Genomic DNA, 25,800 nt, shown 5'->3' on the forward strand with positions numbered 1-25,800 from the left:
CGACCCCTCAATGGGCAGTCGACATCGCGGCGGCGAACCCCAAATCATCGGATCGTCAGATCGACCGTCACATCGATCATCAGATCAGCGCGGCGATCGCCTGGCCCATCTCGGTCGTGTCGGCGTTGCCGCCCAGGTCGCGCGTGCGCGGTCCGGCGGTCAGCGTCTTCTCGATGGCCGCGAGGATCGCATCATGCGCGGCTTCCTCGCCCAGGAACTTCAGCATCAGCGCGCCCGACCAGATCATGGCGACCGGGTTGGCGATGTTCTGGCCATAGATGTCGGGCGCGGAGCCGTGCACCGGCTCGAACAGCGAGGGGAAGTTGCGCTCCGGATTCAGGTTGGCCGACGGGGCCAGGCCGATGGTGCCGGTGGTCGCCGGGCCCAGGTCGGACAGGATGTCGCCGAAGAGGTTGGAGGCCACCACCACGTCGAAGCGCCCCGGCTGCAGCACGAAGCGCGCCGACAGGATGTCGATGTGCTGCTTGTCCACCGTGACCGACGGATAGGCCTGGCCGACCGCGTCCGCGCGACCGTCCCACCACGGCATGGAGATCGCGATGCCGTTGCTCTTGGTCGCCACCGTCAGATGCTTGCGATCCCGTGACTGCGCCAGGTCGAAGGCGTACTTCAGCACGCGGTCCGCACCGAAGCGCGAGTAGACCGATTCCTGGATCACGATCTCGCGATCGGTGCCCGCATACATCACGCCGCCCAGGTTGGTGTACTCGCCCTCGGTGTTCTCGCGGACCACGAGATAGTCGATGTCGCCGGGCTTGCGGTTGGCCAGCGGGCAGGGCACGCCGTCGAAGAGTCGCACCGGACGCAGGTTGATGTACTGGTCGAATTCGCGGCGGAACTTCAGCAGCGAGCCCCACAGCGACACATGGTCCGGCACCGTCGCCGGCCAGCCCACCGCGCCGAAGAAGATCGCGTCCATCGGCTGCAGCTGGGCCTTCCAGTCGTCCGGCATCATCTGGCCGGTCTGCTGGTAGTAGTCGCAGCTGGCCCACTCGATGTGGGTGAGCTCCAGCTGGATGTCGAAACGCTTGGCCGCGGCTTCCAGCGCGCGCAGGCCCTCGGGCATCACTTCCTTGCCGATGCCGTCGCCGGCGATGCAGGCGATCTTGTAGGTCTTGCTCATGGTCGTTCTTTCACGTGCAGTTCAGTAGGGCGAGCCCGTGGGCGCCGGTTGCGGCGGGGCGAGCTCGAAATCGGTGGCCAGGCGACGGGTGGCCTGCGCCAGCAGCGTAACGTCAATGCCCACCGCGACGAAGCGCGCGCCCAGCGACAGGTAACGCCTGGCGAGCGTCGCATCGCCGGTCAGCGTGCCGGCGGCCTTGCCGCTGGCGACGATGGTGCGGATCGCGCCCTCGATGGCGGCTTGAATCTCGGGATGCGCCGGGTTGCCGCGATGGCCCATGGAGGCGGCCAGGTCGGCCGGGCCGATGAACACGCCGTCCACGCCGTCGACCGCGCAGATGGCCTCGAGGTTCTTCAGCGCGGTCGCGGTCTCCGCCTGCACCAGGACGCAGGCGTCGCCGTCGGCCTCGTCCAGGTAGTCGCGGCGCAGTCCCCAGCGCGAGGCCCGCGCCACCGCGGCGCCGACGCCGCGCACCCCCAGCGGCGGATAGCGCGTGGCCGCGACCACGGCGGCGGCCTGCTCGGCGGTGTCGATCATGGGGATCAGCAGCGTCTGCACGCCGATGTCCAGCAGCTTCTTGATGCCGTCCTTGTCCGCGTTGACCGCGCGCACCACCGGGTGCGAGGGATACGGCGCGACGGCTTGCAGCTGCTGCAGCGTGCTGGTCAGGTCGTTGGGGGCATGCTCGCCGTCGATCAGCAGCCACTGGAAGCCGGCGGTCGCGCAGACCTCGGCGCTGTAGGCCTGCGCCATGGACAGCCACAGGCCGATCTGCGGCCGGCCGGCCTGGATCGCCTGCTTGAAGGTGTTGGCGAGGTTCATCAGGACAGCCCTCCCTGGCAGACGTACTTGATGTGGAGGTAGTCCTCCAGGCCGTGGGTCGAGCCCTCGCGGCCGTAGCCCGATTCCTTGACGCCGCCGAAGGGCGCGGCCTCGGCCGCGATGGCGCCTTCGTTCAGACCGACGATGCCGCTCTCCAGCGCGTCGGCGACACGCCAGGCGCGCGCGATGTCGCGGGTGTAGAAGTAGGCGGCCAGCCCGAAGGGCGTGTCGTTGGCCGCGGCCACGACCTCGTCCTCGGTCTTGAAGCGGAAGACCGGCACTACCGGCCCGAAGGTCTCCTCCTGCCACAGCAGCATCGACGTCGTCGCGTTCGTCAGCACGGTCGGCGCGAAGTAGTTGGGGCCGGCGGCGACGTCGTCGCGGATGCGGCGTCCGCCGGCCGCGACCAGGGCGCCGCGCTCGACCGCGTCCATCACATGGCGCTCGATCTTGTCGACCGCGCGGGCGTTGATCATCGGACCGATCTGCGAGTCGGCGCGGTTGGCCGGGCCGACCTTGAGCGCCGCCACGCGCGCCGCCAGCTTCTCGACGAAGCGGTCATGGATGCCGCGCTGCGCGAAGACGCGATTCGGGCACACGCAGGTCTGGCCGCCGTTGCGGAACTTGGCCGCCATCAGGCCCTCGACCGCCGCGTCCACGTCGGCGTCGTCGAAGACGATGAAGGGCGCGTTGCCGCCCAGCTCCAGCGAGAGCTTCTTCAGCGTGGAGGCGGACTCCCGCGCCAGATGCTTGCCCACCGGTGTCGAGCCGGTGAAGGTGATCTTGCGCACCCGGTCGTCGGCCAGCCAGACGTCGACGACTTCGGGCGTGCGCTCGCGCGAGGCGCAGACGATGTTGAGCACGCCCGCCGGCAGGCCGGCCTCGACGGCCAGATCGACCAGCGCCAGCGAGGTCAGCGGCGTGTCCTCGGCCGGCTTGGCGACCACGGTGCAGCCGGCGGCCAGCGCGGGCGCGATCTTGCGGGCGATCATCGCGGCGGGGAAGTTCCAGGGCGTGATCGCGGCGACCACGCCGACCGGCTCGCGCAGCGCCAGCATGCGGCGGCCCTGCACCGGCGCGGGGATGACCTCGCCGTTGATGCGGGTCGCTTCCTCGGCGAACCACTCGACATAGCTCGCGGCGTAGGCGACCTCGGCGCGGCCTTCGGCCAGCGGTTTGCCTTGCTCTTGCGAGATCAACGCGCCCAGGCGGTCCTGGTCGCGCAGGATCAGATCGTTCCAGCGCTTGAGCATCGCGGCGCGCTGCTTGGCCGGCACGGCGCGCCAGCCGGGGAAGGCGGCGTGCGCGGCGTCCGCCGCGGCGCGGGCGTCGTCGGCGCGGCTGTCGGGGACCTCGGCGATGCGGCTGTCGTCAGCCGGATCGACGACCGGGAAGCGGTCGCCCGCGGCCGCGTCGCACCAGCGACCGGCGATGTGGTTCTGCGTCTTCATGAGGGGGAGCGGAAAGCGGGAGGAAATGAAGGGGCGGAGAGGCGAGGCGGCGAAGGCGCGTGTCGCGCGATCAGCTCACGATGCCCAGATGCCAGGGCACGAACTCGTGGTCACCCAGGCCGAGCAGCTCGCTCTTGGTCGACTCGCCGGAGGCCGCGCGCAGGATGTGCTCGAAGATCTGCTGGCCCATCTCCTCGATGGTCAGCGTGCCGTCGATGACTTGGCCGCAGTTGATGTCCATGTCCTCCTCAAGGCGCGTGAACATCGGCGTGTTGCTGGCGAGCTTGATCGTCGGCGCCGGCTTGGAGCCGAACATCGAGCCGCGCCCGGTGGTGAAGCAGATCAGGTTGGCGCCGCTGGCGATCTGACCGGTGACGGCGACCGGGTCGTAGCCCGGCGAGTCCATGAACACGAAGCCGGCCTGGTCGATGGGCTCGGCGTACTCGTAGACCTGCTGCAGCGGCGTGGTGCCGCCCTTCATCGCGGAGCCCAGCGATTTCTCGAAGATGTTGGCCAGACCGCCGGCCTGGTTTCCCGGGCCGACCACGCCGTTGAACTGGCCGTTGTGGCCGCGGGTGTAGTCCTCCCACCAGGCCAGGCGGTCGAGCAGCTTCTGACCGACCTCGGGGCTGACCGCGCGGCGGGTGAGCATGTACTCGACGCCGTGGATCTCCGGCGTCTCGGACAGGATCGCGGTGCCGCCGTGGCGCACCAGGATGTCCATGGCCGCGCCCAGCGCGGGATTCGCGCCGATGCCGGAGAAGCCGTCCGATCCACCGCACTCCAGGCCGATCTTCAGGTGGGCCGCGCTGACCGGCTGGCGCGCCACACGATTGGCCAGCGGCAGCATCGCCTCGACCGCGCGGATGCCGGCTTCGATGGTGGCGCGGGTGCCGCCGGTGTCCTGCATGACCAGCGTCTGCAGCGTTTCGCCGGGCACCAGATGCTGGGACTCGACCAGCCCCGCCACCTGGTTGCGCTCGCAGCCCAGGCCGACGATCAGCGCGCCGCCCAGATTGGGATGCTTGGCATAGCCCGCGATCGTGCGGCGCAGCAGGTCGAAGTGGGGACTGGGCGAGGACATGCCGCAGCCGGCGGTCTGCGCGAAGGCGACCACGCCGTCGACGTTCGGATAGTCCTTGAGCCGCTCCGGCGTGAAGTGCTCGGCGATGCGATTGATCGCGGTCGACGAGCAGTTCACCGAGGCCAGGATGCCGATGAAGTTGCGAGTCGCCACGCGGCCGTCGGCACGCACGATGCCCATGAAGGTCGCGCGCCGATCCTCGGGCAGATAGTCGACCGGCTTCACGTCGGCGCCGAAGGCCGGATCGCGGTCGAACTCCACGAGCGCGATGTTGTGCGCGTGCACGTAGTCGCCGGGCTCGATGTCGCGCGCGGCCACGCCGATCACTGCGTTGTACTTGCGGATGGGCTCGCCCTGGGCGATGCGGCGCGCGGCGATCTTGTGGCCCGCCGGGACCTGCGCTTTCAGGCGCAGTCCGAACTCCGGCAGCTCCTGACCCAGCGTCAGCACCTGGCGGGCGATCAGCACGTTGTCGTCTCGATGCAGGCGCAGCAGCGGCGAGGCGCTGGCGATGGCCGCCTGCGCGGCGGCGACGGCGCCGGAGGTGGTGGCACCGGCGGCACCTGCGGCGCTCACGGCGGATTCGGAGGATGCGGTCATCGGGGAGCTCTGGTGAGACGTGGCGGCGGCGACGTGAGCAGCGACTTGATCGTCAGCGCGTATCGCCTCAACCCTTGGCGAGCAGCTCGCGCAGCTTCAGGCGCTCGATCAGCTGCGTGTCCTTGCGGTAGGTGGCCGCGATGTACTTCTCGTAATCGGGCTGGTCCAGGTACATCACCGGCGTGTCGATGCGATCGCAGGTGGCCAGGAAGTCGGCATCGGTGACGGCCTTGCGGAAGGCCTCGCGCAGCTTGGCGACGACGGCCGGGTCCATGCCTTTGGGCGCGCCGATGCCGTTGGGGGCGTCGACGACCAGGTTGTAGCCGGACTCCTTGAGCGTCGGCACGCTGGGGAAGTCCTTGGTCCGGGACTCGCCCCAGGTCACCAGCAGGCGCAGCTTGCCGGACTTGACGTGCGGCGCCCAGGAGCTGGAATCGGCCACCGCGTCCACCTGTCCGCCCAGCAGGTCCTGCAGCGCCGGAGCGCCGCCCTTGTAGGGGATGTGGTTGAGCTGGATGCCGGCCAGCAGGTTGAACTCTTCCATGCCCACATGCGTCGCGCCGCCGATGCCGGCGCTGCCGTAGGTCAGCAGGCCGGGCTTGGCCTTGGCGGCGGCGACGAAGTCGGCCAGCGTCTTCCAGGGCGAGTCGGCGCGCACCGCCAGGCCGAAGGTCTGACCGTTGACGCGGGCCAGGTAGGTCAGGTCCTTGAGCGGGTCCAGCTGCACGGTGCGCAGCTGAGCGAAGCGCGTAACGGAGATAGGGATCTGGCCGATGGTGTAGCCGTCGGGCTTGGAGGTGGACAGCGTCTTGGTGCCCAGCATGCCGGAGGCGCCGGCGCGGTTCTCGATGATGATGGTCTGGCCCAGCGCCTTGCCGGCGGCCATGCACAGCGCGCGCATGGTGATGTCGGCGGTGCCGCCGGCGGGCCAGGGGCAGATGAAGGTGATGGCGCGCTCGCTCGGATAGGCGGCGGCGTGGGCGAGGCGGGGCAGCGACAAGGCGCTGGCGCCCAGGCCGGCCGCGCCGGCGATCAAGACCCGGCGGCGGTCCATGCGAATGCTCTTCTTCATCTCAATGTCTCCTGGCCCTCAGTGCTGGGGCCTCCATGGGCTCGGGGCCTCGCGGAACGCCGATCGCCATTGAGGCGGGACGGTTCACGGGCATTTCGTGTGATCGGATTGTGGGCATCCGCTTCATTCGACTCAATTGAAGAACTGGACAGCCTTCATGCCGAAAACGGCATGGAGTGAATCAAGCCATGACGGGGCGGCGTGGCTAAGATCCGGCGCCATGAGCCAGATCGATCGCGTCCTCCGTTCCAACCTGAAGCTGCGGCATCTGCAGCTGCTGGTCGCGCTGGACCAGTTCCGCCACCTTGGCCGCGCGGCGGAGTTCCTGTCGCACACGCAGCCGGCGGTGTCCAAGTCCTTGGCCGAGGTGGAGCGCATGTTCGGGCTGGAGCTCTTCACCCGTTCCACGCGCGGCACCGAGCCCACGCCCTTCGGCGACGCGGTGGTGCGTTTCGCGCGCTCGGTGCTGTCGGACTACGCCCGCACCCGCGACGAGATCGCCGCCGTGGCCAGCGGCGCGGCGGGCCGGGTGAGCGTGGGGACGATGGTCGTGGCGACGCCGGGGCTGGTGGCGCAGGCGGTGGAGCGGCTCAAGCAGCGCTCGTCGCTGACCACGGTCTATGTCGAGGAGGGCGACCTCACGCGTCTGCTGCCGCGGCTGCGCGTGGGCGAGCTCGATGTGATCGTCGCGCGGCTGGAGCCGGGCTACGCCTCGCCGGATCTGGAGACGGAGCCGCTCTATGAGGAGCAGATGCGCATCGTCGTGCGGCCGGATCACGCGTTGGCGGCGATGCGCAAGCCGGGGTGGGCGGAGCTGGCCAAGGTGCCCTGGGTGATGCCGCCGCCCTGGGCCTCGTCGCGGATCAAGCTCAATCAGATGTTCTATCAGGAGCGGCTGGATCCGCCGACCGACATCATCGAAAGCGCGTCCTTCCTGGTCACGCTGACCTTCCTGCGCCAACGCGGCGCGGCGGCCTTCGTGGCGGAGAACGTTGCGCGCTATCTGGAGGCCGAAGGGCTGGCGAAATCGCTGCCGGTGACGGTGCCCATCGAACTTCCGCCGGTGGGCCTGCTCACGCTGCGCCAGCGCAAGGCGACACCCGCGACGGAGCAGTTCATGGCCTGCTGCCGCGAGGTGGCGGCCAGCGCCAAGACCAAGCGCAAGCGCAAGCCGCCCCTCAAGGGCTGAAGAGCCGCTGGATCATCAGGCGCAGCTCGCCCGGCTGCGCCATCAGGTGCTCGCTCAGCACCTGGGCGAGGAAGGCCAGCTGCGCCCACAGCAGCCACAGCACCGCGATCATCTTCAGCGAGCTCGCGATCGATTGCAGGTTCAGCTGCGGCGCGAAGCGGTTGACCAGACCGAGCGCCAGGTCCATCACCCAGGACAGCAGCAGCGCCGGCGCCGCGATCAGCAGCGCGAGCGCCATCAGCTGGCCGAAGGCGGTCTCGAAGAGCAGCTGGCTCTTGGGGAGCAGGGTGAGCGTCCGCGTGCTCATCGGCCACAGCGTGTAGCTGTCGAGCAGGCTGCCGACCATCAGCATGAAGCCGCCGCCGCTCATGAAGACCCAGCCCGCCAGGCGTGACAGCAGCGCGCCGCTGAGCGAGGTCTGATGGCCGCCCAGCGGATCGACGATCTGGGCCAGGGTCGCGCCGACCTTGGTGTCGATGATCTGCCCGGCGGCCTCGAAGGCCCACAGCATCACCGCCCAGAAGAAGCCCAGCGCCACGCCCAGGAAGATCTCGCGACCGAAGCGCAGCAGCAGCCCCCACGAATCGCCCCACGGCATCTGCGCGTTCAGCAGCGCGGGGCCTTGCAGCGCCATGGCCAGGGCGGCGAGGCTCATGAACACGGCGTTGCGGACCAGCGGCGGCACGACCTCCTGCGTGAACAGCGGGATCAGCAGGAAGGCGCCGATGATGCGCGCCGCGCACAGGCCCCATAGCAGCAGGGCCTGAGTCAGCGTGAGCGATCCGAAGTAGTCCGCCACGGTCTCAGCGCTTCGTGACCAGGCTGGCGAAGTCGCTGAAGACGCGGTCGGCGTACTGGTACAGCCCGCCGCCCAGCAGCGAGGCGGTCATGAACAGCGTCAACACGATGACGACGAACTTCAGCAGGTAGGGCAGGGTCTGCTCCTGCAACTGCGTGGCGGCCTGCACGAAGGCGACCAGCAGGCCCACGATCGCGGCCAGCACGATGGGCGGCGCGGACAGCAGCAGCACGAACCACAGGGCCTGCTGCGTGAGTTGAATGACCTCGGCGTTCATCGGCGTCCTTCAGGGGATCTCAGGGTCGCTCAGCGTCGTTCAGCGCGTTTTCAGCGTCGCTTGGCGCCGTTCAGTGATAAGTCAGCACCAGGCCGTGGACCAGCTTCACCCAGCCGTCGATCAGCACGAACAGCAGCAGCTTGAAGGGCAGGGACACGGTGGTGGGCGAGAGCATCTGCATGCCCATGGCCATCAGGATGTTGGCGATGACCAGGTCGATGACGAGGAAGGGCAGGAAGATCAGGAAGCCGATCTCGAAGGCCACGGAGAGCTCGCTGACGGTGAAGGCCGGCACGACGACGATGAAATCGCGGTCGGTGAGCGCCTCGGCCGACGCGGGGTCCAGGGCCTTGCGGGCGGTCTTCAGGAAGAAGGCGCGCTCCAGCGGGCGGGTGTGCTTGACGAGGAACTCGCGCAACGGCTCCTTGGCCTTGTCGGCGGCGGAGAGCATGGCCGAGGCGGTGTTGCCCACCGGCGAGTCGCCCAGCCGCTGCTGCATCTGCACGCCGACCGGATACATCACGTAGACGCTGAGCACCAGCGCCAGGCCGTTGAGCACGATGTTGGGCGGCGTCTGCTGCAGCGCCAGCGCGTTGCGCAGCAGACCGAAGACGACGACCAGCTTGGTGAAGGAGGTCACCATCACCGCGACGAAGGGCGCCAGCGCCAGCAGGATGACGGTCAGCAGCGCCGAGGACGGGGAGAAGGTGTTCAGGTCCATGAGAGCTTGTCGGAACGCGCGTCGACCGCCACGTCGGTCATTCGAAGGGCGTGGCCGCGGCCCCAGGGCAGGAGCTGACCCTCGGCGATGAGCGCATCGTGGCCGTCGACGGTGATGAGGTGCAGCGTGGCGGGCGCGTCGGCGGGGAAAGCCGTGTCGCGCGCATGCCAGCCGGCAAGGAGCGGGACCGGGACGAGCGTCGGCAAGCGCATGCGGACTTCCAGGCGCGGGCGGGTCGCCTCGCGTCGCGGGGGCGTCACGGGGGTCGGCCAGGCGAGGCGGCCATCGCAGACCAGCGGGCGACCCGGGTCCGAGTCGTCATCGGCGCCCGAGCGACGAAGCGACACGATCCATGCGGGCTCGAAGCTGGGCTCCAGGAGCAGCACCGCGCCCGGCTCGATCTGGTCGGGCGCCTCCGGCGGCAGCGGCTGGCGGGCGAGCAGGAGCTCGGCGGGCAGCGCCGGCCATTGCAAGCGCAACGCATCGGGAGGCTCGGGCAGCTCGCGCAGGCTCGGCCAAGGCAGCGACAGGCTTACCGTGTCCGTGTCGACGGCGGCGGATATCCAGTCGACCCCGACCTGCCGCAAGGCATGGACCGCATCGTCGATGGGCCACCAGTCGAGGCCTTGCTCCGGCGCGAGCCAGTCCTCGAGCTGCTCCAGCCAATCGCCCAGCGCGTGCAGCGCGACGGCCGCCTGTGCGGCGTTGCCGACACCGGGCCCCCAGCTCAGACGCACGGGGCCGGCGGGCGTCGCCGCGACCAGCGCGTAGCCGTCGTCGACGGACGCCGTGGGCGCGCCGGCTGCGGCAGTCGCGTCGGGCGGAAGGATGGCGGCGCTCATGCGCGACGGCTGACCATCATGCGGGTCAGCTCGGCCACGGACCTCGCGCCCATCTTGCCCATGCCGCGCGCGCGGTAGAGCTCGATGGTCTTGACCGAGAGATTCATCCGGTCCGCGATGTTCTTGTTGTAGATGCCCTGGATGACGAAGGCGAGCACCTCCCGCTCGCGCGGCGCGAGCGTGGACTCGCGGCGCAGGAACTCGTCGCGCGCGGCCTGCGTGGTCGGGTCGGCCGAGGCGGCCTCGGCGCCAGGAGCGACGTCGTCCTCGCCGGGCTGTCGCGCGGCCGCATCAAAGGCCATCCGCAGCGCCTCCAGCAGCGCGGTCTCGTCGAGCGGCTTCTCCAGGAAGCTCACCGCGCCCTTGCGCATCGCGCGCACCGCGAGCGCCACGTCAGCATGGCCGCTCATGTAGACGACGGGCAGGCGCAGGCCGCGCTCGGTCATGCGGTCGTGCAGGTCCAGCCCGGAAACCTCGGGCATGCGCACGTCCATCAGCACGCAGCCTTGGCGCCCGGCGGGGTGCGCGGCCATCGCGGCCAGCGCCTCGCGCGCGTCGCCGTGGGAGTGCACTTCATAGCCGGCGGCGTCCAGCCAGAACATCGCGGAGGCGCGGAAGTCGTCGTTGTCGTCGACCAGATAGATGTGCGGCGTCGGCGCGGCGCCGGCGCTCTGGAGCTGCGTTTTCATCGTTGTTCTCCCTGATGGATGGATGCGGGGGTGTCGCTCTCCGGGATCAGCGGCAGGTCCACGTGGAAGCTGCAGCCGCGGTCCTCGTTGCGGGTGAACCAGAGCCGGCCCTGGTGCAGCTCGACGAAGGAGCGGCAGATCGCCAGGCCCACGCCCATCCCGGAGGGCTTGGTCGAGTTGAAGGGGACGAAGAGCCGGCTCTCGGTCGACTCCGACAGGCCGCAGCCGTTGTCGCGGACGGTGAGCGTGGCGTCGAGCTCGGTGTCGGCGGGGCGAAGGATCAGCGCCAGTCGAGGCGCATCGGGCGGCGGTGATTGCCGCATCGCGTCGAGCGCGTTGCGCATCAGGTTGACCAGCACCTGCTGGAGCATGGTCGCGTCGCCGCGCACGTGCAGCGGCGCGTCGGGGAGATCCAGCGAGAGGCGCACGCCGTTTCGTTGCAGGTCCCAGTCGAGCAGCGCGGCGGACTCGCGCGCGAGCTCGCCCAGATCGATGCGCTGCTGGCGCGGCTGGCGGGAGTGGGTGAACTCGCGCACCCGGGCGATGACGCGGGACGCGAACATGAGTTGCTCGATGGACTGCTCCAGCGCGGCGGACTCCTGCGCGCTGAGGGCGGCCGGGCCGCTGCGGCGGGAGAGCCGCATGCGCAGGCCGCGCAGCAGGTTGTTGGCCGAGCCGATGGGCTGGTTGAGCTCGTGGGCGAGGGTGGTCGCCATCTCGCCGACGGAGATCACGCGGGAGGTGAAGAGCAGCTGCTCTCGGTCGTCGAGCTGACGCTGCAAGGCGCGCACGCGCTCGCGGCGGCTGCGCAGCAGGAGGAGCCGGGAGCCGTCGGGCAGCGAGACCGCGCGGGCGTCCCAGGCGGAGTCTGGGCCGAGCGCCAAGTCGACGGGGCCGGCACCGCCGGGCGCCGGGGCCAGGCCCGACGCGCTCAAGGCCTCGATGAGGCCGGGCAGCGCACGCTCGATGGCGGCGGGGGACGGGTGCTCGTCGAGATCGGCGCACGCGCGGCGCAGGGCGGGTGAGGCCCAGGCGCTGTCGATGCGGTGGTCGCCGTCGCGGGCGCCGTCGCCGCTGGACTCTGCGTCGGCGAGGTGCAATGCGGGCTCGTCGATGAGGCGGACCCACTCGGCCGGGGAGCAGCGCATGGGCGCGGGCGTCGATGTCGGCAATGTCGACGTCGACAGGGGCACGGGTTGAATGGCGACGGTCATGGTGAGGTCCTCCGTGGCTGCCCGATCAGCGGTCCATCCAGCAGCCACGCGTGGCGATGAGCGTGAGGCTCCACTGCGCGCCGAGCGCGGCGCGGAAGCCCGCGCCATGCGGCAGGCGGATCCCCAGGCGCTCCCAGCGGCGCTCGGTCTCAAGCGCGGGGCCGATGAGCAGCGCGACATCGGCGCGCGCGGCGCCGGCTTCGAGCACCGGCGTCATCTGCCATGCCAGGCCGGCGGCCTGCTTCACGGCACGGGTCGAGCTCCAGTGCTCGGCGGGCAGACCGTCGCGCCACGACAGACGGATCGGCCAGCGCGGTCCGTCGAGCGTGAGGCGTATCGCGCCCCCGGCGCGGGCCGCTCGGCCCATCAGGAGCGCGGCCCATCCGTCGGATTCGTTGGCGTTGGTCGCGCCGGTCGTCGCGGTGCTGCCCGTCGCGCTGCAGGCCAGCAGCACGCGCCGACCCTGCGACCACTGCGCCTGCGCGAGCTGCAGCGCCTGGCGCGCCGCGGCGGACTCGCTGCGCGACCAACGGCGCGCGAGCGCGGGGAGCCAGTGCTCAGGATCGAGGGCGGCGGAGGTCGATGAAGACAGAGCGTCGCGGTCGATGGTCGAGTCGTCGGCGTCGTCCGAGTCGCGAGGGGCGGAACGAGGCGGCTCCTCGTTCGGGCGTAGCGAGCGGGCCAGATGCGTCGGGTCGAGTTGAAGACTGCTCAGTCGATGCGGCGTCGCGGGCTGGGCTTGAGCGGTGTTCGGCGTCTGCGGAACGGCTTGCGCAAGCGCGGCGTCGTCGTGGCGTGCATCGGAGGACGAGGCGTTTGGCGTCGAGGCGGGCGCGGCGAGCTGGTCCATCTGCGCCTGCGCTTGTCGCCAAAGCGCGAGCGATCCGCCGGCCGCCTCGGCGGCGCCGACGGCGGGAACGGTCCATGGGGAGCCGCTCATGCGCGCTGCTCCTCGCGTTGGAGGCGCTCAGCTCGCGCGATGCGCAGGCGCTCGCGGCGTGGCAGGCCTCGCCATGACAGCCAGCGGCTGCGATCGATGCGGGCGTAGACCGCGGGTCGGCCGTCGTAGTCGTCGATGCCGTCCTCGGTGAAGCCGAGCGACGACAGGCAGCCGCGGGCTGAGCGATTGGCGGGATCGCAGGTGGCCCAGACGCGATCGCGCGTGAGCGTGTCGAAGGCGTGGTCAAGCAGCAGCTCGCCGCCCTCCAGCGCGAGTGCGCCGCCCCAGGCGTCGGGCATCAGGCGGCTGCCGAGCTCCACGGCGTCAGCGCCGCGGGCGGGCAGGGGCATGAGGTTGAACCACCCGATGAAGCGGTCGGCGTCGGCGTCGGCGTCGACCGTGGAGGCGTGCCAGATGCCGAGTCCCTCATGCGCGCGGTAGACGCGGCTGATCGAGACCAGGAACTGCCAGGCGGTCAGCGTCTTGTCGAGCGGATGGTCGTCGAGCAGGTGAGCGCGCACGCGTGGATCGGCGTGCATGCGGATGAGGTCGTGGAAGTCGGCGGAGCAGAACTCGCGCAGGCGCAGGCGTGGGCCAAGGAGCCAGGGGGCGGGTGGGTGCTCGGGCAGGCGGGGAAGGGCGGTCGGCGCAGGGGGCGCGGACGGGCGCACCAGGACCGCGCGAGGAGGCGCGATGGTAGTCACGGCGGCGGTCTCGTCAACGGCGGACACGGCGGTGAGGGGCGTCATCGTGGGCGTCGTCGTCGTGAGCGTCATCGGTGGTCCTTTCGGGGCGGGGCGAACGTGAGGGCGTGGTCTTGGCGTGGGCGTCGGATCGAAGGGAATCCACCGCGATGCCGCCGCGGGTCAGGCGGGTCGCGAGGCGGTCCAGCTGGGCGGCGCTCACGGGTTGGGCGGCAGGGAGCTGGACGGCAAGCGTCCAGCCCGTGGCGCGCTCGGCGTGGAGCGTCAAGGGGGCTTGGTGGCCGGTGGTGATCTCCAACTGCCATTGGCGCGGGAGCGGGCCGGTGGCGCGGGCCAGAGCTTGGAGGGTGGCGCTCGGGTGGGGGACGGCGCCAGCGGGGGAAGGAGGGGCGGACATCGGCGGGGGGCGAGGCGCGATAGGGAGGTCGGGGGAACTGGGCTCTGGTGTGCCGCGGCCCTCACCCCAACCCCTCTCCCGCAAGCGGGAGAGGGGCTCGGAGGGAGCGGTGGGGTCGGGTGGGGGGGATGGGGGCTCTGGTGTGGCACGGCCCTCACCCCAACCCCTCTCCCGCAAGCGGGAGAGGGGCTCTGGGGAAGCGGTGTGATCGGGCAACGGGGCCGGTGCCGACTTGGCCCCTCGCCCGCTTGCGGGAGAGGGGTTGGGGTGAGGGCCGGTGAGTGGCAGCGAGCCCCTCGGCCCACCCGAGTCCCCATCTCCCCTCGACCCCCGCCCCAGCAGATCCTCAAACCGCGCCTCCTCCCCGTCGCCGCGTCTCCGCGACGCAGCGGCGTCGATGCTCACCCCCACCCCAGAACGCACCCCGCTCACCATTCCCGACTCCCCCGCGCGAGGTCTTCCCGCGCCGCGTCCTGCCGCCGCTCCTCATCGCTCACCCGCTGCCGCTTCTGCACGCCCAGCAGCGCCACCGCCAGCGCTTCCCGGTGCTCGCACCGCGCCTGCTCCCGTCGCCGCTCCGCGAGCCGATCCTGCGTCTGCTCCAACACTCGCTCCTCATCGATCAAGGCGTACTCCTCGCGTTCCAACTGCTCATCCAGCCAATCCCGATGCGCCGTCGCCCAAGGCGCGTTGCGCGGCAGCCGCGCCGCGAGCCGCCCGCCGATGTCGGTCAGCAGATCGAAGCGCGACTGCCGGACCTGCGCGACCCGGCCCTGTCGATGCTCGACCGCGCGCATCGCCTGCTCGACCTGCGACTGCGCCTCGACGACCTCCGCCGTTGCGCGCCGCAGCTGCAACCGTCGCAAGCTCAGCAGCTGTTTCGCGTCATCCGGCGGCAGGCTGCGCGCGAGCGCATTCAGACCGGGGAGGGTTAGGACCTTGTCGTCCCCTCCCGCCATGCGTCCCCCATCACCGCTGCCCAAGTTCGCGTTGGCGACCGCGTTCACGACAAAGCCTCCATCAGCATCCGCCTGGTCATCGTCCAATCAGCACGCTCGCCGGCGGGTTGCCGCAGCAGCGCCTGCAACTGCGGCAAGCGTTCGATCGCCTCGTCGGCCAACGGATCGCTGCCGACGCGGTACTCGCCGACGCGCAGCAGGAACTCCACTTCCGCATGCCGTGCCAGCAGCGCCCGCATCCGCCCGGCGGCCTCGCGATGCGCCGTGTCTGTGACGCGCGAGAACACGCGGCTCGCGCTGTCGAGGATGTCGATCGCCGGATAGTGATTGCCCTGCGCGAGCTTGCGCGACAGCTGCACGTGGCCGTCCAGCAGCGATCGGACCTCCTCGGCGATCGGGTCCTCGCCGCTCTCGTCCTCGGCGAGCACCGTGTAGAAGGCGGTGATCGATCCCTGCGCGTCATTGCCGGCGCGCTCGAACAGCCGCGGCAGCTCCGCGAAGACCGACGGCGGGAAGCCGCGTCGCACCGGCGGCTCGCCGGCGGACAAGCCCAGCTCGCGCAGGGCGCGGGCGTGGCGGGTGACCGAGTCCATCATCAGCAGCACCCGCCGGCCCTGCGCGCGGAAGCCCTCCGCGACTGCAGTGGCGACGATGGCGGCGCGGGCGCGCTCAAGCGCCGGACGTTCAGAGGTCGAGACCACCAGGACCGATCGGGCCAAGCCTTCGGGGCCGAGCGCGTCGTCGATGAACTCGCGGACCTCGCGACCGCGTTCGCCGATCAGTGCGATCACATTGACGTCGGCGCGCGCGTTGCGGGCGAGCATGCCTAGCAGCGTCGACTTGCCGCCGCCGGCCATTGCGAACACGCCGACGCGTTGACCTTCGCCGACGGTCAGGGTCGCGTCGATGGCGCGGATGCCGGTTTCGAAAGGATGGTCGACCGGGCGGCGGGTCAGCGGATGGGGTGCGGTGCCGTGCAGCGGTGCGCGGTCGACCGGCGGCAGGGGGCGGCCGTCGATGGGTTCGCCGAGTCCGTCCAGGACGCGGCCGAGCAGCGCATCGCCGCAGGGGACGGAGGCGCGCGCGTCGGTGGCTTGCACGACGGCACCGATCGGCAGGTCGTGCAGCGGGCCGAAGGGCGCGAGCAGCAGCTCGCCGTCGGCATAGCCGACGACCTCGGCGCGCAGGCCGGTCTCGGCGGTCTCGATCGCGGGATCGAAGACGCGGCAGAGCTGGCCGATGCGGGCGCGCAGGCCGCGCGCGCGGAGCAGGGTGCCGACGGCCTGCACCACGCGGCCGCGCTCCTCCAGCGGCTGTGCGTGCTGCAGGCGGTGGAGGAGGTCGGAGGTGGTGTCGTTGGTGCTCATGCGGTGCGAACCTCGGAGTGGAGACCCTCTCCCGCGAGCGGGGGAACCGGAAGACCCTCTCCCCCGCCCTCTCCCGCAAGCGGGAGAGGGAGTGAGATTGCGCTCGCTGCCTGCGATGAGATTCCGCCCGCCGCCGGCTGTATTACCCCCTCGCCCGCTTGCGGGAGAGGGAGTGAGATTGCGCTCGCTGCCTGCGATGAGATTTCGCCCGCCGCCGGCTGTATTACCCCCTCGCCCGCTTGCGGGAGAGGGAGTGAGATTGCGCTCGCTGCCTGCGATGAGATTTCGCCCGCCGTCGGCTGTATTACCCCCTCGCCCGCTTGCGGGAGAGGGCGGGGGAGAGGGTCTTCGCGCGTCCTCCCCGACGGCCACTCCAACGCCCACCCCCGCGCCACACGCGCGAGCTGAACGTCGATGGCCGCATCCACATCCCCCCGCGCACCACCGACGCGACAAGCCGTCACCGGCAGCGCCGCGTCCCCTTCCACGCGCCAGTGCGCCGCGCCCACCGTCGCCGCCAGCAATGCCCGCACCTCCGCCTCATGACTCGGATGCACACGCAGCCGCAGCGCCTCGCCATCCGGCATCGACTGCCGCGCCGCTTCCTGCGCGAGCCGCGCCAGCTGCTCCGCCTCCGGCAGCTGCCCGATGAGCTTGCGCGCCACCTGCAGCGCCAGCAGCGCGACATCCTCGCGCGCCGCCGCCACCGCCTGATCCCGGGCGATCGCCATCGCGCTCGTCATGGCCTCGACCGCCTCCGCCACCGCCGCCATCGCCGCCGCGCGCCCTTGCGCGAGACCCGCCGCGAAGCCTTCATCCCGCGCGCCGGCCAGCACCTGCTCCGCCCGCGCATCCAACGCCACCCGCTGCTCCGCCAGCCGTTCGCACAGCTCGCGCGCCTCCTCGACCATCGGCACCTCCGCCGCGGCGAAGAGCCGACGCGGGCTGGCGATTGCCGGCACGGCCTCGTGCCAGAGCAGGTAAGGGGCGCCGCTCATGCCGCGCCTCCGATCACCGTCCCGGCCTCTGTGCCCGCCCCCGCCGCTGTCGCCGCGTCCGCCGCAGTCGCCGACGGCATCGACGCACACGCCTGCACCGCCGCCACCGCCGCCCCCGCGCACAACCCGGACGCGCGCTTCACCAGCGCCTGCGCATGCGCCGCCGGCATCATCAACTCGGCCAGCGGAGCCAGCGCCTGACTCACCGCATGCCTCAGCCCGCCATGCGGCAAGGTCGCCACCAGCACGGCCGCGCCGCAGCCGCGCAGCAGCGGCGCGATCTCCGACGGCGCGCCGTTCAACGGCCAATCCGGCAGTCCGACCGGCAAGGTCGCGACCGCCATCGGATCGTCCGCCCGGAGCAGCGAGCGATAGAAGCCATCGCCCAGCGCCGACCTCAGTGCGGTGACGCGCGCCGTGTCTATCCATCGCCTTAAGGCCGGCGCGCAGAACACCGCCCCCACGCGCCGTTGCCACAGCACCAGCGCGTCATCCGGCCACGCGAGCCAATCCGGCGCCGCATCGAAGGCCGCCCACGGCAGACAGTCCGCCGCCACCGGCGCCTCGCGCGTCAGCCGCTGCGCCACGCGGGCGCGATGCTCGCGGCGATCCCGCAGCAGCGCGCGGCGGTCGATGCCCTCGTACTTCGAATCAGCCATCGATCCGCCCATCGATCCGTTCCTCGACTCGCTGCTCGATCCGTCGCTTGATCCGTCGCTTGATCCGGCCACCGACTCGCCCAACGATTCCCGCTCCAGTGCTGGACTCATACGGTCACCCCCGTCCCGCCGGCGGATCCGCGCGGACGATCAAGGCCGGCTCCCGCGCGACCAGCCGAGGCCGTGACCGCCGCGACCGCACCAGCCACGCCGCGCCCACGAGCGCCGCGCCACCCGCCGCCATCGAGAACGGCAGCCACGCCGAGGCTGCGAAGCTCCCGGCCTCCCGCGCCGCCATGGCCGCCAAGGCCGCGCTGCTGGCCGGCGCCGGCGGCAGCGCCGGGAACAGCGCCACCGTGACCTTCTCCGCCGGCAGCCCCTCGACGCTGTTCAAGATCAGCGCCTTGATCTTGGGCGTCAACGCGCCCAGGTCCACATCCGGCCGATGCTTGATGAAGACCGAGGCCGCCGCCGGCTGCGGCTTGTCGTCCAGCGGATGCTTCTCCGGCACCACCAGATGCACCCGCGCCGCCACCACGCCGTCGATGCTGGCCACCGTGTTGGACAGCTCCTGCGACAGCGCATACAGCAGCCGCGCCCGCTCCTCCAGCGGCGTGGACACGAAGCCTTCGCGCTTGAAGACCTGCCCCAGCGAGTCATAGCTCTCGCGCGGCAGCCCCTGCGCGCGCATCAGCTGCACCGCCGCCGGAAAGTCGTCGGCGCCGACCTGCACCGCATAGGTCTTCTCCTGGTGCAGCTTCTGCGCCTCGATGCCGGACTCGCGCAGCGCGGCCACGACCTCGTTGGCCTGGCGCTCGGTGAGGTCCCCGTAGAGGACCTGCTCCTTGCACCCGGACAGCAAGGCCGCCGAGGCCAGCGCGAGCAGCGACACGGCAGAAGAAAGACGGAAGCGGAGCGGTCGGCGCATCGTCGTCACCCCTGTTGGCGGAAGAGTTGCTGCAGCCCGTCCGACCCGCGATTGGCGATGTTGGACGTGAGCTGGCAATGGAACATGAACTCCTGGCAGCGCAGCGTCAGCTGCACCACGTCGCCGGGACGCATCTCGGCGCCGGCCAGACGGGCGGCGTCGGCCATGCGGCCCAGGCTCTCGGCCTCGGCGTTGATGTGGTCGAAGGGCTTGAGCATCTGCGCCGCGACCTCCGAGACCGGTGCCACGCGCGCGGCGTCGACGCCCGGGCCGTCGCCGGCCCGGCCCTCGGCGCGCCGCAGCGCCTGCTCGAAGCCGCCGAAGTCCGACAGCGACAGGCCGTAGCCGGCCCGCGCGCCCGACCCCGCCGCCGCGTCGCCCGCGACGGCCGAGGCCGACGCGACCGGCGGCAGACCCAGGACCGCGATCGCGCTCATTGCTTGCGCGCCATCGTCTCGAGCGCCGATCCCACGGACGCCAGCGCCGTGTGCGACGAGTTGCTCAGGAAGCCCATCTCCAGCGACATCGCGGTCAGCTCGGTGATGTCGGCCGGCTTGTCGGCGCTGGCGTTGCCGATCTGCGCGGACTTGTCGGTGATCTGGTCGGCCTTGGCGTCCAGGGCCTTGCCCCAGGCATCGGCCATCGCCTCGAACCAGCTGCCGGTGCCGCCGGCAGCGCCCGTACCGGTGCCGTTGCCCAGCAGGTTGCGTTGAATCGTGCTCATCAAGTGCTCCTTCGGTTGTGGAGTGGTGGGAAGGGCGGCCGGTCGGCCCGATGGGTGCGGGACGGCGGCCGAGGGAGGGAACAGGGCGTTCTGACGTGCTCCTCAGAACTCGATGCGAGACTGCTGACCGTCGCGCTCCAGCACCAGCGCTTGCGGCAGCACCGCCGCGACGCGATGTCCGCTGGGCAGCACCGCGCCGACGAAGTAGCGCGTGCCGTCGGCGGTCACCAGATGCGGCAGCTGGCCTTGGCTGACCAGGGTGACGATGCGCTTGCCCGGCTCGTTGCCGGCGGAGGGCAGCGTCGGTGGACGCGGCGGTTCGGGCTCGGCGGCGGGCTTGGGTTCCACGGGCGCGGGCTCGGCGCGACCCGCGGCCGGCGCCTCGAAGACGAGTTCGTCGTGGGGCGCCGGCACCGGCGTTTGCGCGACCAGCACGGGAACGGCCGCGTGCGGCGCCGTGGGCAGCGTGATCAGCAAGGACCACACGAGGCCCGCGATGCCCAACACCGCGCCCCCGCCCGCCAGCCACGTGTCGACGCGCCCGCGCGGCGGAATCCCGGCCATGGGGTTGCTGCCGTCGGCGTCCGCGTCGCCATCGCTGCCCGCGTCCGCGCCGTTCCCGATGGCATCGGCTCGGCGCGACGAGTCCGCGGCGTCATCGGTCTCGTCGCCCGATCGATTCGAGTCGCCGTACAGCGGCGCGAGCGGCCAGATCTCCGCCTGCGCCTCACCCACGGCGATCGCCGCCGAGTCGCCGATCTGCATCGGCACCAGCAGGGGCCAGCGGAAGACCGCGCCCGTCGCATGCGTGTGATCGCCGATCGTCACCGCGCCGGAGAGCACTTCGACGCGCGCCTCTCCGTCGCGCTGCGCGCGCAGGCGCAGCAGGGCGGGGCGCTCGCTGTCGATCAACAGATCGGCGCGGATGGTGTCGTCGATGTCCTCGCCCGCGCGCAGCACCAGCGCGCCGCCGGTCGCCGGCCACGGCACGCGCGCGCCGGCCTGCGGGCCGGCGAGGACGCGGAGTTCGAGCGCTTCCGGCGACATGGACGGCTTCGCCTGCATCGGCGGATCGACAGCGCAGGCAGATGCCGACGACCCTTCGACCGCCTTGGCGGTGTCGACCTCGCCCCGCAGCGTGCGAGGGCGTCGTTGTGCGGTGGGGTTCATGTCGCCGGCCCTCCTTGGGAACGCGGATCGGACCCCGTCGGGGCCGCGGAGGGCGCCGGCGGCAACGGCGCCGGCGTGGCCGGACCTGATGGTCGAACGGGGACCGTGGTCGCCGGTTCATTTCGCGGGGCCGGATCCGGCACACGCGGCGCCTGCTGCGGCGCCCCGCCGCGCAGCGCGCTCTCGCCGGCCGGCTGACCGGCGCGCGCCAGACGCGGCGTGATCAGGAACATCCGCTCGATGCGGCTGTTGGTCTGCCGGTTGCTGCGGAAGAGGTTCCCCAGCACCGGCACGTCGCCCAGCACCGGCACCTTGCTCGTGCCCGTGCCGCTGCTGTCGCGCGTCATGCCGCCGATCAGCAGGCTCTCGCCCTCGTTGATCAGCGCCTGCGTCTGGATGGTCGCGCGCTCCACCACCGGGATCGCGTCGACCTGCGCCGCGGTCATGTTGCCGTCCTCCACCTGCACCAGCAGCTTGATGCGGGTCTGGTCCCGGTCGGTGAACACATGCGGCATCACCCGCAGCGAGGTGCCCGCCGTGACGTTGAACAGGTCCACCTGCTCCCGCCCCGCGACGCGCACGTAGAAGGTCGAGCTGCTGTCGAAGACGGCCTCGACGTTGGACAGCGTCAGCACCTGCGGACTGGAGACGACGCGCGCCGCGCCGTCGTCCTGCAGCGCGTTGATGCGCGCCACGAAGTTGTTGCGGCTGCCCAGCACCGCGGAGATGAAGCCACCTTTGCCGATCGGCGTCACGTCGCGTCCGCCGCGCAGGTTGAGGTCGCTCGCCGTGCCGTTGCCGAAGAGGAACTCGCTGCCGCCCGGACTGGACCAGCGCCAGTTGATGCCCAGCTCCCGCAGCCGATCGGTGTTGACGTCGATGACGGTGGCCTCGATCTCCAGCGATTGCGGCTCCACGTCCAGCGCCTGGATCAGCGCGCCGTAGCGCTCCAGCCGCTCGGGCTGGTCGCGCACGATGATCGCGTTCAGGCGCGGATCGGCCTCGATGCGAGGTCCGCTGATGGCCGGCTGCTGCTGCTGCTGAGGCGGCGCCATCTCGCGACCGCCGCGCATCGCCGCCGGCTGCTGCATCGCAGCCTGCACCAGGTCGGCCTCGCCGCGTGCCGGCTCCCCGTAGACTCCGCCGCCGCCGTTCCCTCCGCCGTTCCCACCGCCGTAGCCCAGCGTGCCGCCGGCCGGATAGGCCTGCGCCGCCAGCCCCTGTCCGCGCAGACCCGGCACGGTGCTGGGCCGCTCGCGCGAGGCGGCTTGCGATGCGCCACCCGGCACGCCGACCAGCGTCCTCAGGATGGACGCCACGCCCGGCACGCTGATCGAGCGCCCGCCCACCGACATGCTCACGTCCTGCGCCCAGGCGTAGCGCAGGTAGTAGACGCGGTAGTCCTCACGCCCCGCCGCCACGCCGCCGGTCGCCGGGGGCTGCGTCGGGTCATTGGCGCGGGCCAGCTCCGCGACCATCTCGACGAAGGCCGGATGACCGCGCGCGACCAGCGTGCCGTCGGCGCCGCGGCGCAGCGTGTTCTGGGCGTCGGTGAGCTGCAGTTCCTCGGCGCTGCGCAGCGTGCGCTGCGTCGCCAGCGCGGTGAGCGGGAAGTGGCGGGTCTGGATCTCACGCGCGGCGGCGATGTGCGTGACCATCCCGTCGTGAAAGACCACCAGGCTGTAGGCCCGCGCCATCTCTTGCACCAGTGTCTGCGCCGACATGCGGAATCGCCCGCTGACCTGACCGCTGAGGTTGGGGCTCAGCGACACCGGCGAGTCCGCCTGCGAGAACACGCCCTCCAAGAAAGCGCTCAGCGGCTGCTCGCGCGCCGTGAGCACCACCGGCTGCGCGCCCTGGCCCCAGGGCATCGCGGAGGCGCCGGCGCTGGCCGCCAGCATCGCCGCGAGGGCCAGGGCGCGGCGTTTCGAGCGGCGGTCGCGGGCGCCGAGGCCGGCAGGTGCGGGCGCGGCGGCGGCATCGGAGGAACGCGTCGGGGTCATGGCTCTCGCAATCTTTTTCTGGGAATCTCTGGCGGGGCGGAAGCGGTGCAGCTAGCGGTTCATGCCTGGGGCCTCAGGCGGCTTGAAGCAGGGGCAGCGCCGGCAGGTCGACGCGCTCGACGACGTCCAGCGTCAGGCTGGACACCAGTTCATGGAAGGACAGCACCGCCACGTCGAACGCGTCGGTCTCGATCAGCTTGCGGACATGCCAGCGCACGTCGACCGCGGTGACGATGGCGATCGCGCCGTGCCGCGCGGCCGCCTCGACCAGCGCCGCGCCGATGCGCTGCGCCAGCGTGGGATCGATGGCCAGCTGCGTCGCGCCGCCGTTGCTGCGCAGGCCCTGGCGCAGCGTCTCCTCCAGCTCCGCGCCCAGCATCAGGCAGCGCAGCCGGCCGTCCGGCGCGATGCGGTGGCTGGTCTGACGCTTGAGCGCGATGCGCGCCAGCTCCGTCAGCGTCTGCACGTCCTTCTCGCGCTGACCGGCTTCGGCCAGCGACTCCAGCACGTCGCGCAGGTTGCGGATGGAGACCTCCTCGGCCACCAGCCGCCGCAGCACGTCGGCCACGCGTTGGATCGGCAGCGCGCGCAGCACTTCCTTGACCACGTCGGGCAGCTCCGCCGAGGCCTGCGTCAGCATCGCGGTGGTCTCCTGGATGCCGACGAACAGCGGTGCGTGGCGGCGCAACACGTGGCGCAAGGCGTCGGCGAGCGCCGTCTCGACCGCGATCGTGGCGGGCCCCGATCCCGATCCTGATGTGGCGGGCATCGCCCCGCTGGCGATGGGGGTCTCGTAGACCATCAGCTCCCAGTCGCCGCCCGTTCCACCGGATCCGCTCGATCCTCTCGATCCGCCGATCCCGCCCATGCGATCCGGCGACCAGCCTTGCAGCGCCATGCGCGGCAGCGCGACGCCCAGGTGCAGCTGGAAGTCCGAGGCCATGCGGCCGAGCGCCGCCCCCAGCGCACGGCCCGTATCGCCCTGCAAGGCCGTGGGCGGCACCAGCAGCAGCAAGGGCAGCGCGGGGGGCAGTTGCGCGGGCGGTGCGTCGCGCACGGCCGGTGGCGCCTTGAGCTGCGAGGCCGGCATCGCCCGACCGCGCCAGCGCTCCACGCGCAGCCGCCACGCGGGCAGCAGCGCCAGCCCGCTGATCAGCATCAACAGGCCGAGCAGCAGGAAGACCGGCGCCGGGAATCCCGGCACTGTCGAGAACAGCCCGCAGATCGCCGCGCCCACCAGCAGCACGCGCGGCTTGGCGGCAAGCTGGCGCCGGATCGCGTCGCCGAGGTGGCGTTCGTCCTCGTCGGCGGTGCGGGTCACGATGAGGCCGGCGGCCATTGCGCCCAGCAGCGCGGGGATCTGCGCGACCATGCCTTCGCCGATGGACAGGATGGAGTAGGCGTGCAGCGCATCGCCCACCGCCATCTTCTGTTGCAGCACGCCGACGGCCAAGCCGCCGATCAGGTTGATCGCGATGATCACGATGCCGGCGATGGCGTCGCCCTTCACGAACTTCATCGCGCCGTCCAGGCTGCCGTGCAGCTTGGACTCCATCTCCAGCAGGCGGCGCTTGCGCTTGGCCTCTTCCTTGTCGATCAGCCCGGAGCGCAGGTCCGAGTCGATGGACAGCTGCTTGCCCGGCATCGCGTCCAGCGAGAAGCGGGCGGCGACCTCGGCCACGCGCTCCGCGCCCTTGGCGATCACGATGAACTGGACCACGGTGATGATCAGGAAGACCACCAGTCCCACCACCAGATTCCCGCCCGCGACCAGATGGCCGAAGGTGCCGATGATGTGGCCGCCGTCGGCATGCAGCAGGATCTGGCGCGTGGTCGCGATGGACAGCGACAGCCGGAACAGCGTGGTGATCAGCAGCAGGCTGGGGAAGACCGCGAACTCGATCGGCCCGGCGATGTAGATGGCTACCAGCAGCAGCAGCACGCCCGAGGCCATGTTGGCCGCGACCAGCAGATCGATCAGCCACAGCGGCAGCGGCAGCACCATCAGCGCGACGATGGCGATCACGCCCGCGACCAGCACCAGGTCGACGTAGCGCGACAGCAGCCCTTCGCGGCCGGCCTCGCCGCGGTGGAGGTAGGCGTGCAGGCTCATGGCGCGGACCGGTTGGCGGCCACCGCCTCGCGCAGGGCTCGGTAGGCGCGCAGCACCTGCGCCACGTAGTCGCGGGTCTCGGGATAGTCGGGCACGCGGCGGCCGTGGCGCTCCACCGCGCCTTCGCCGGCGTTGTAGGCCGCCAGCACCAGCGGCAGGTTGTTGCCGAAGCGCTCCTGCAAGGTCTTCAGATAGGCCGCGCTGACTTCGACGTTGGCCGGCGCGGCCATCAGCTCGCGCGCCGGATCCATCAGGCCAAAACGCTTGGCCGTCGCGGGCATCACCTGCATCAGGCCGCGGGCGCCGGCCGGCGAGACCGCGGCCGCGTTGTGCCGCGACTCCACATGCGCGATCGCGTGCAGCAGCAAGGGGTCGATGTCATGGCGCTCGGCGGCCGCGTTTAACGTTTGCGCGAGTGCGAGGATGCGCGCGGCGCCGGCTTGCCTTCGCGTGGACGCGGCACCATGACGGGCCGATGACGACGGCGATCCCGTCGATGCCGCCGATCCCGCCGTTCCTGTCGCGCCCGGCATGTAGCCGTAGGGCGCGATGGGCAGCTCCATCAGCGCGGCGGGCGTTGCCGGTGCGCGCGGCGTTGCGTCGTCGGCGAGGCTGCCGGCGCGATAGCCCGTGGCGTAGAGCGACAGCTGCTCCGCGCGCGGTGCGGCATGGCGCTCGGCCGCCGCGGCAGCGACGGTTGTGCCGCAGAGCCGGCCGACCAAAGCGAATTTGCCGGGGGTCAGGGCTTGCTCGACCCTGCCGTCGTCGTGGGCAAGCCCTGACCCTTCCGGCAAAAGGGGCGCGTCGCATCGAATGGCCGAGGGGGCGTCCGACGCGATCGCCGGGGACGCGAGGATCCCGGCCATCAGCGCGAGCGCCGTGGCGTACTGCATCACCTGCATGGGTCTTGTTCTCCCTGTTCGCCGCGCACTAT

General features: G+C 71.3%; 25 protein-coding genes. 1 reads left to right on the top strand and 24 read right to left on the bottom strand.

Annotation, left to right across the window (positions count from 1 at the left end; genetic code table 11):
• Positions 1-79: 79 nt before the first annotated feature.
• From ABDW59_RS00160 to ABDW59_RS00180, 5 genes are all read right to left on the bottom strand, one after another.
• Positions 80-1,144 carry a tartrate dehydrogenase gene (locus tag ABDW59_RS00160; RefSeq protein WP_343627269.1) on the bottom strand — a complete coding sequence of 355 codons (1,065 nt, stop codon included), beginning with the start codon at positions 1,142-1,144 and terminating at the stop codon, positions 80-82.
• A gap of 21 nt (positions 1,145-1,165) precedes the next feature.
• On the bottom strand, positions 1,166-1,966 hold the full coding sequence (gene hpaI / locus ABDW59_RS00165) for a 4-hydroxy-2-oxoheptanedioate aldolase (protein ID WP_343627270.1): 801 nt from the start codon (positions 1,964-1,966) through the stop codon (positions 1,166-1,168).
• Positions 1,966-3,417, bottom strand: coding sequence for an NAD-dependent succinate-semialdehyde dehydrogenase (locus ABDW59_RS00170; protein WP_343627271.1), 1,452 nt, complete (start codon positions 3,415-3,417; stop codon positions 1,966-1,968). Before ABDW59_RS00170 ends, hpaI begins: the two co-directional genes overlap by 1 nt.
• Before the next feature lie 70 nt (positions 3,418-3,487).
• Positions 3,488-5,101, bottom strand: a complete 1,614-nt coding sequence (locus ABDW59_RS00175; protein WP_343627272.1) for an altronate dehydratase family protein — start codon at positions 5,099-5,101, stop codon at positions 3,488-3,490.
• 67 nt (positions 5,102-5,168) lie between these two features.
• Positions 5,169-6,173, bottom strand: coding sequence for a tripartite tricarboxylate transporter substrate binding protein (locus ABDW59_RS00180; RefSeq protein WP_343627273.1), 1,005 nt, complete (start codon positions 6,171-6,173; stop codon positions 5,169-5,171).
• A gap of 220 nt (positions 6,174-6,393) precedes the next feature.
• Between ABDW59_RS00180 and ABDW59_RS00185 the strand changes: the two genes are divergently transcribed.
• Positions 6,394-7,362 carry a LysR substrate-binding domain-containing protein gene (locus ABDW59_RS00185; protein WP_343627274.1) on the top strand — a complete coding sequence of 323 codons (969 nt, stop codon included), beginning with the start codon at positions 6,394-6,396 and terminating at the stop codon, positions 7,360-7,362.
• Here ABDW59_RS00185 and sctT read toward each other — a convergent pair.
• The 19 genes from sctT to ABDW59_RS00280 form a co-directional block, all read right to left on the bottom strand.
• Positions 7,352-8,161 carry a type III secretion system export apparatus subunit SctT gene (gene sctT / locus ABDW59_RS00190; protein WP_343627275.1) on the bottom strand — a complete coding sequence of 270 codons (810 nt, stop codon included), beginning with the start codon at positions 8,159-8,161 and terminating at the stop codon, positions 7,352-7,354. The genes ABDW59_RS00185 and sctT overlap by 11 nt on opposite strands.
• Positions 8,162-8,165: 4 nt before the next feature.
• On the bottom strand, positions 8,166-8,438 hold the full coding sequence (gene sctS, locus ABDW59_RS00195; RefSeq protein ID WP_343627276.1) for a type III secretion system export apparatus subunit SctS: 273 nt from the start codon (positions 8,436-8,438) through the stop codon (positions 8,166-8,168).
• A gap of 70 nt (positions 8,439-8,508) precedes the next feature.
• A complete protein-coding gene (sctR, locus tag ABDW59_RS00200) occupies positions 8,509-9,159 on the bottom strand; it encodes a type III secretion system export apparatus subunit SctR (protein WP_343627277.1) in 651 nt (216 codons plus the stop codon).
• Positions 9,150-10,001: a hypothetical protein gene (locus tag ABDW59_RS00205; protein ID WP_343627278.1), complete on the bottom strand. Its 852-nt coding sequence runs from the start codon at positions 9,999-10,001 to the stop codon at positions 9,150-9,152. Before ABDW59_RS00205 ends, sctR begins: the two co-directional genes overlap by 10 nt.
• Positions 9,998-10,690 (bottom strand): response regulator, encoded by a 693-nt coding sequence (locus ABDW59_RS00210; protein WP_343627279.1) that lies wholly within the window; start codon positions 10,688-10,690, stop codon positions 9,998-10,000. Before ABDW59_RS00210 ends, ABDW59_RS00205 begins: the two co-directional genes overlap by 4 nt.
• Positions 10,687-11,904 (bottom strand): HAMP domain-containing sensor histidine kinase, encoded by a 1,218-nt coding sequence (locus tag ABDW59_RS00215; RefSeq protein ID WP_343627281.1) that lies wholly within the window; start codon positions 11,902-11,904, stop codon positions 10,687-10,689. The genes ABDW59_RS00210 and ABDW59_RS00215 overlap by 4 nt, the downstream gene beginning before the upstream one ends.
• A 25-nt stretch (positions 11,905-11,929) precedes the next feature.
• Positions 11,930-12,844, bottom strand: coding sequence for a hypothetical protein (locus ABDW59_RS00220; RefSeq protein ID WP_343627282.1), 915 nt, complete (start codon positions 12,842-12,844; stop codon positions 11,930-11,932).
• Positions 12,841-13,620: a GNAT family N-acetyltransferase gene (locus ABDW59_RS00225; RefSeq protein WP_343627283.1), complete on the bottom strand. Its 780-nt coding sequence runs from the start codon at positions 13,618-13,620 to the stop codon at positions 12,841-12,843. The genes ABDW59_RS00220 and ABDW59_RS00225 overlap by 4 nt, the downstream gene beginning before the upstream one ends.
• A gap of 753 nt (positions 13,621-14,373) precedes the next feature.
• Positions 14,374-14,952 carry a hypothetical protein gene (locus tag ABDW59_RS00230; RefSeq protein WP_343627284.1) on the bottom strand — a complete coding sequence of 193 codons (579 nt, stop codon included), beginning with the start codon at positions 14,950-14,952 and terminating at the stop codon, positions 14,374-14,376.
• Positions 14,949-16,271, bottom strand: a complete 1,323-nt coding sequence (locus ABDW59_RS00235; protein ID WP_343627285.1) for a FliI/YscN family ATPase — start codon at positions 16,269-16,271, stop codon at positions 14,949-14,951. Before ABDW59_RS00235 ends, ABDW59_RS00230 begins: the two co-directional genes overlap by 4 nt.
• Entirely contained in the window at positions 16,268-17,269 is a 1,002-nt protein-coding gene (locus ABDW59_RS00240) for a FliH/SctL family protein (RefSeq protein ID WP_343627286.1), read from the bottom strand. The genes ABDW59_RS00235 and ABDW59_RS00240 overlap by 4 nt, the downstream gene beginning before the upstream one ends.
• Positions 17,266-17,928 carry a hypothetical protein gene (locus ABDW59_RS00245; RefSeq protein ID WP_343627287.1) on the bottom strand — a complete coding sequence of 221 codons (663 nt, stop codon included), beginning with the start codon at positions 17,926-17,928 and terminating at the stop codon, positions 17,266-17,268. Before ABDW59_RS00245 ends, ABDW59_RS00240 begins: the two co-directional genes overlap by 4 nt.
• A gap of 115 nt (positions 17,929-18,043) precedes the next feature.
• Positions 18,044-18,856 (bottom strand): type III secretion inner membrane ring lipoprotein SctJ, encoded by an 813-nt coding sequence (sctJ, locus tag ABDW59_RS00250; RefSeq protein WP_343627288.1) that lies wholly within the window; start codon positions 18,854-18,856, stop codon positions 18,044-18,046.
• A gap of 5 nt (positions 18,857-18,861) precedes the next feature.
• Positions 18,862-19,293, bottom strand: a complete 432-nt coding sequence (locus tag ABDW59_RS00255) for a hypothetical protein (RefSeq protein ID WP_343627289.1) — start codon at positions 19,291-19,293, stop codon at positions 18,862-18,864.
• Positions 19,290-19,580 carry a hypothetical protein gene (locus ABDW59_RS00260; RefSeq protein WP_343627290.1) on the bottom strand — a complete coding sequence of 97 codons (291 nt, stop codon included), beginning with the start codon at positions 19,578-19,580 and terminating at the stop codon, positions 19,290-19,292. The genes ABDW59_RS00255 and ABDW59_RS00260 overlap by 4 nt, the downstream gene beginning before the upstream one ends.
• Before the next feature lie 102 nt (positions 19,581-19,682).
• Positions 19,683-20,750 (bottom strand): hypothetical protein, encoded by a 1,068-nt coding sequence (locus tag ABDW59_RS00265; protein WP_343627291.1) that lies wholly within the window; start codon positions 20,748-20,750, stop codon positions 19,683-19,685.
• Positions 20,747-22,753, bottom strand: a complete 2,007-nt coding sequence (gene sctC, locus ABDW59_RS00270) for a type III secretion system outer membrane ring subunit SctC (RefSeq protein WP_343627292.1) — start codon at positions 22,751-22,753, stop codon at positions 20,747-20,749. The genes ABDW59_RS00265 and sctC overlap by 4 nt, the downstream gene beginning before the upstream one ends.
• Positions 22,754-22,826: 73 nt before the next feature.
• A complete protein-coding gene (locus tag ABDW59_RS00275) occupies positions 22,827-24,866 on the bottom strand; it encodes an FHIPEP family type III secretion protein (protein WP_343627293.1) in 2,040 nt (679 codons plus the stop codon).
• On the bottom strand, positions 24,863-25,768 hold the full coding sequence (locus tag ABDW59_RS00280) for a lytic transglycosylase domain-containing protein (protein WP_343627294.1): 906 nt from the start codon (positions 25,766-25,768) through the stop codon (positions 24,863-24,865). The genes ABDW59_RS00275 and ABDW59_RS00280 overlap by 4 nt, the downstream gene beginning before the upstream one ends.
• Positions 25,769-25,800: the final 32 nt, after the last annotated feature.

It is taken from the genome of Roseateles sp., assembly GCF_039595295.1.
In the GTDB taxonomy this organism is placed as follows: Bacteria; Pseudomonadota; Gammaproteobacteria; order Burkholderiales; family Burkholderiaceae_C; genus Roseateles.

Bases quoted from the DNA above. Each gene is read 5' to 3' on its own strand.
- ABDW59_RS00280 (WP_343627294.1), bottom strand. From the start codon at position 25,768: ATGCAGGTGATGCAGTACGCCACGGCGCTCGCGCTGATGGCCGGGATC.
- sctC (WP_343627292.1), bottom strand. From the start codon at position 22,753: ATGACCCCGACGCGTTCCTCCGATGCCGCCGCCGCGCCCGCACCTGCC.
- ABDW59_RS00210 (WP_343627279.1), bottom strand. From the start codon at position 10,690: ATGAAAACGCAGCTCCAGAGCGCCGGCGCCGCGCCGACGCCGCACATC.
- ABDW59_RS00225 (WP_343627283.1), bottom strand. From the start codon at position 13,620: ATGACGCTCACGACGACGACGCCCACGATGACGCCCCTCACCGCCGTG.
- ABDW59_RS00220 (WP_343627282.1), bottom strand. From the start codon at position 12,844: ATGAGCGGCTCCCCATGGACCGTTCCCGCCGTCGGCGCCGCCGAGGCG.
- ABDW59_RS00185 (WP_343627274.1), top strand. From the start codon at position 6,394: ATGAGCCAGATCGATCGCGTCCTCCGTTCCAACCTGAAGCTGCGGCAT.
- ABDW59_RS00175 (WP_343627272.1), bottom strand. From the start codon at position 5,101: ATGACCGCATCCTCCGAATCCGCCGTGAGCGCCGCAGGTGCCGCCGGT.
- sctR (WP_343627277.1), bottom strand. From the start codon at position 9,159: ATGGACCTGAACACCTTCTCCCCGTCCTCGGCGCTGCTGACCGTCATC.
- sctS (WP_343627276.1), bottom strand. From the start codon at position 8,438: ATGAACGCCGAGGTCATTCAACTCACGCAGCAGGCCCTGTGGTTCGTG.
- ABDW59_RS00255 (WP_343627289.1), bottom strand. From the start codon at position 19,293: ATGAGCGCGATCGCGGTCCTGGGTCTGCCGCCGGTCGCGTCGGCCTCG.
- sctJ (WP_343627288.1), bottom strand. From the start codon at position 18,856: ATGCGCCGACCGCTCCGCTTCCGTCTTTCTTCTGCCGTGTCGCTGCTC.
- ABDW59_RS00180 (WP_343627273.1), bottom strand. From the start codon at position 6,173: ATGAAGAAGAGCATTCGCATGGACCGCCGCCGGGTCTTGATCGCCGGC.
- ABDW59_RS00275 (WP_343627293.1), bottom strand. From the start codon at position 24,866: ATGAGCCTGCACGCCTACCTCCACCGCGGCGAGGCCGGCCGCGAAGGG.
- ABDW59_RS00160 (WP_343627269.1), bottom strand. From the start codon at position 1,144: ATGAGCAAGACCTACAAGATCGCCTGCATCGCCGGCGACGGCATCGGC.
- ABDW59_RS00265 (WP_343627291.1), bottom strand. From the start codon at position 20,750: ATGAACCCCACCGCACAACGACGCCCTCGCACGCTGCGGGGCGAGGTC.
- hpaI (WP_343627270.1), bottom strand. From the start codon at position 1,966: ATGAACCTCGCCAACACCTTCAAGCAGGCGATCCAGGCCGGCCGGCCG.
- ABDW59_RS00260 (WP_343627290.1), bottom strand. From the start codon at position 19,580: ATGAGCACGATTCAACGCAACCTGCTGGGCAACGGCACCGGTACGGGC.
- ABDW59_RS00170 (WP_343627271.1), bottom strand. From the start codon at position 3,417: ATGAAGACGCAGAACCACATCGCCGGTCGCTGGTGCGACGCGGCCGCG.
- ABDW59_RS00240 (WP_343627286.1), bottom strand. From the start codon at position 17,269: ATGAGCGGCGCCCCTTACCTGCTCTGGCACGAGGCCGTGCCGGCAATC.
- ABDW59_RS00215 (WP_343627281.1), bottom strand. From the start codon at position 11,904: ATGACCGTCGCCATTCAACCCGTGCCCCTGTCGACGTCGACATTGCCG.
- ABDW59_RS00245 (WP_343627287.1), bottom strand. From the start codon at position 17,928: ATGGCTGATTCGAAGTACGAGGGCATCGACCGCCGCGCGCTGCTGCGG.
- ABDW59_RS00235 (WP_343627285.1), bottom strand. From the start codon at position 16,271: ATGAGCACCAACGACACCACCTCCGACCTCCTCCACCGCCTGCAGCAC.
- ABDW59_RS00205 (WP_343627278.1), bottom strand. From the start codon at position 10,001: ATGAGCGCCGCCATCCTTCCGCCCGACGCGACTGCCGCAGCCGGCGCG.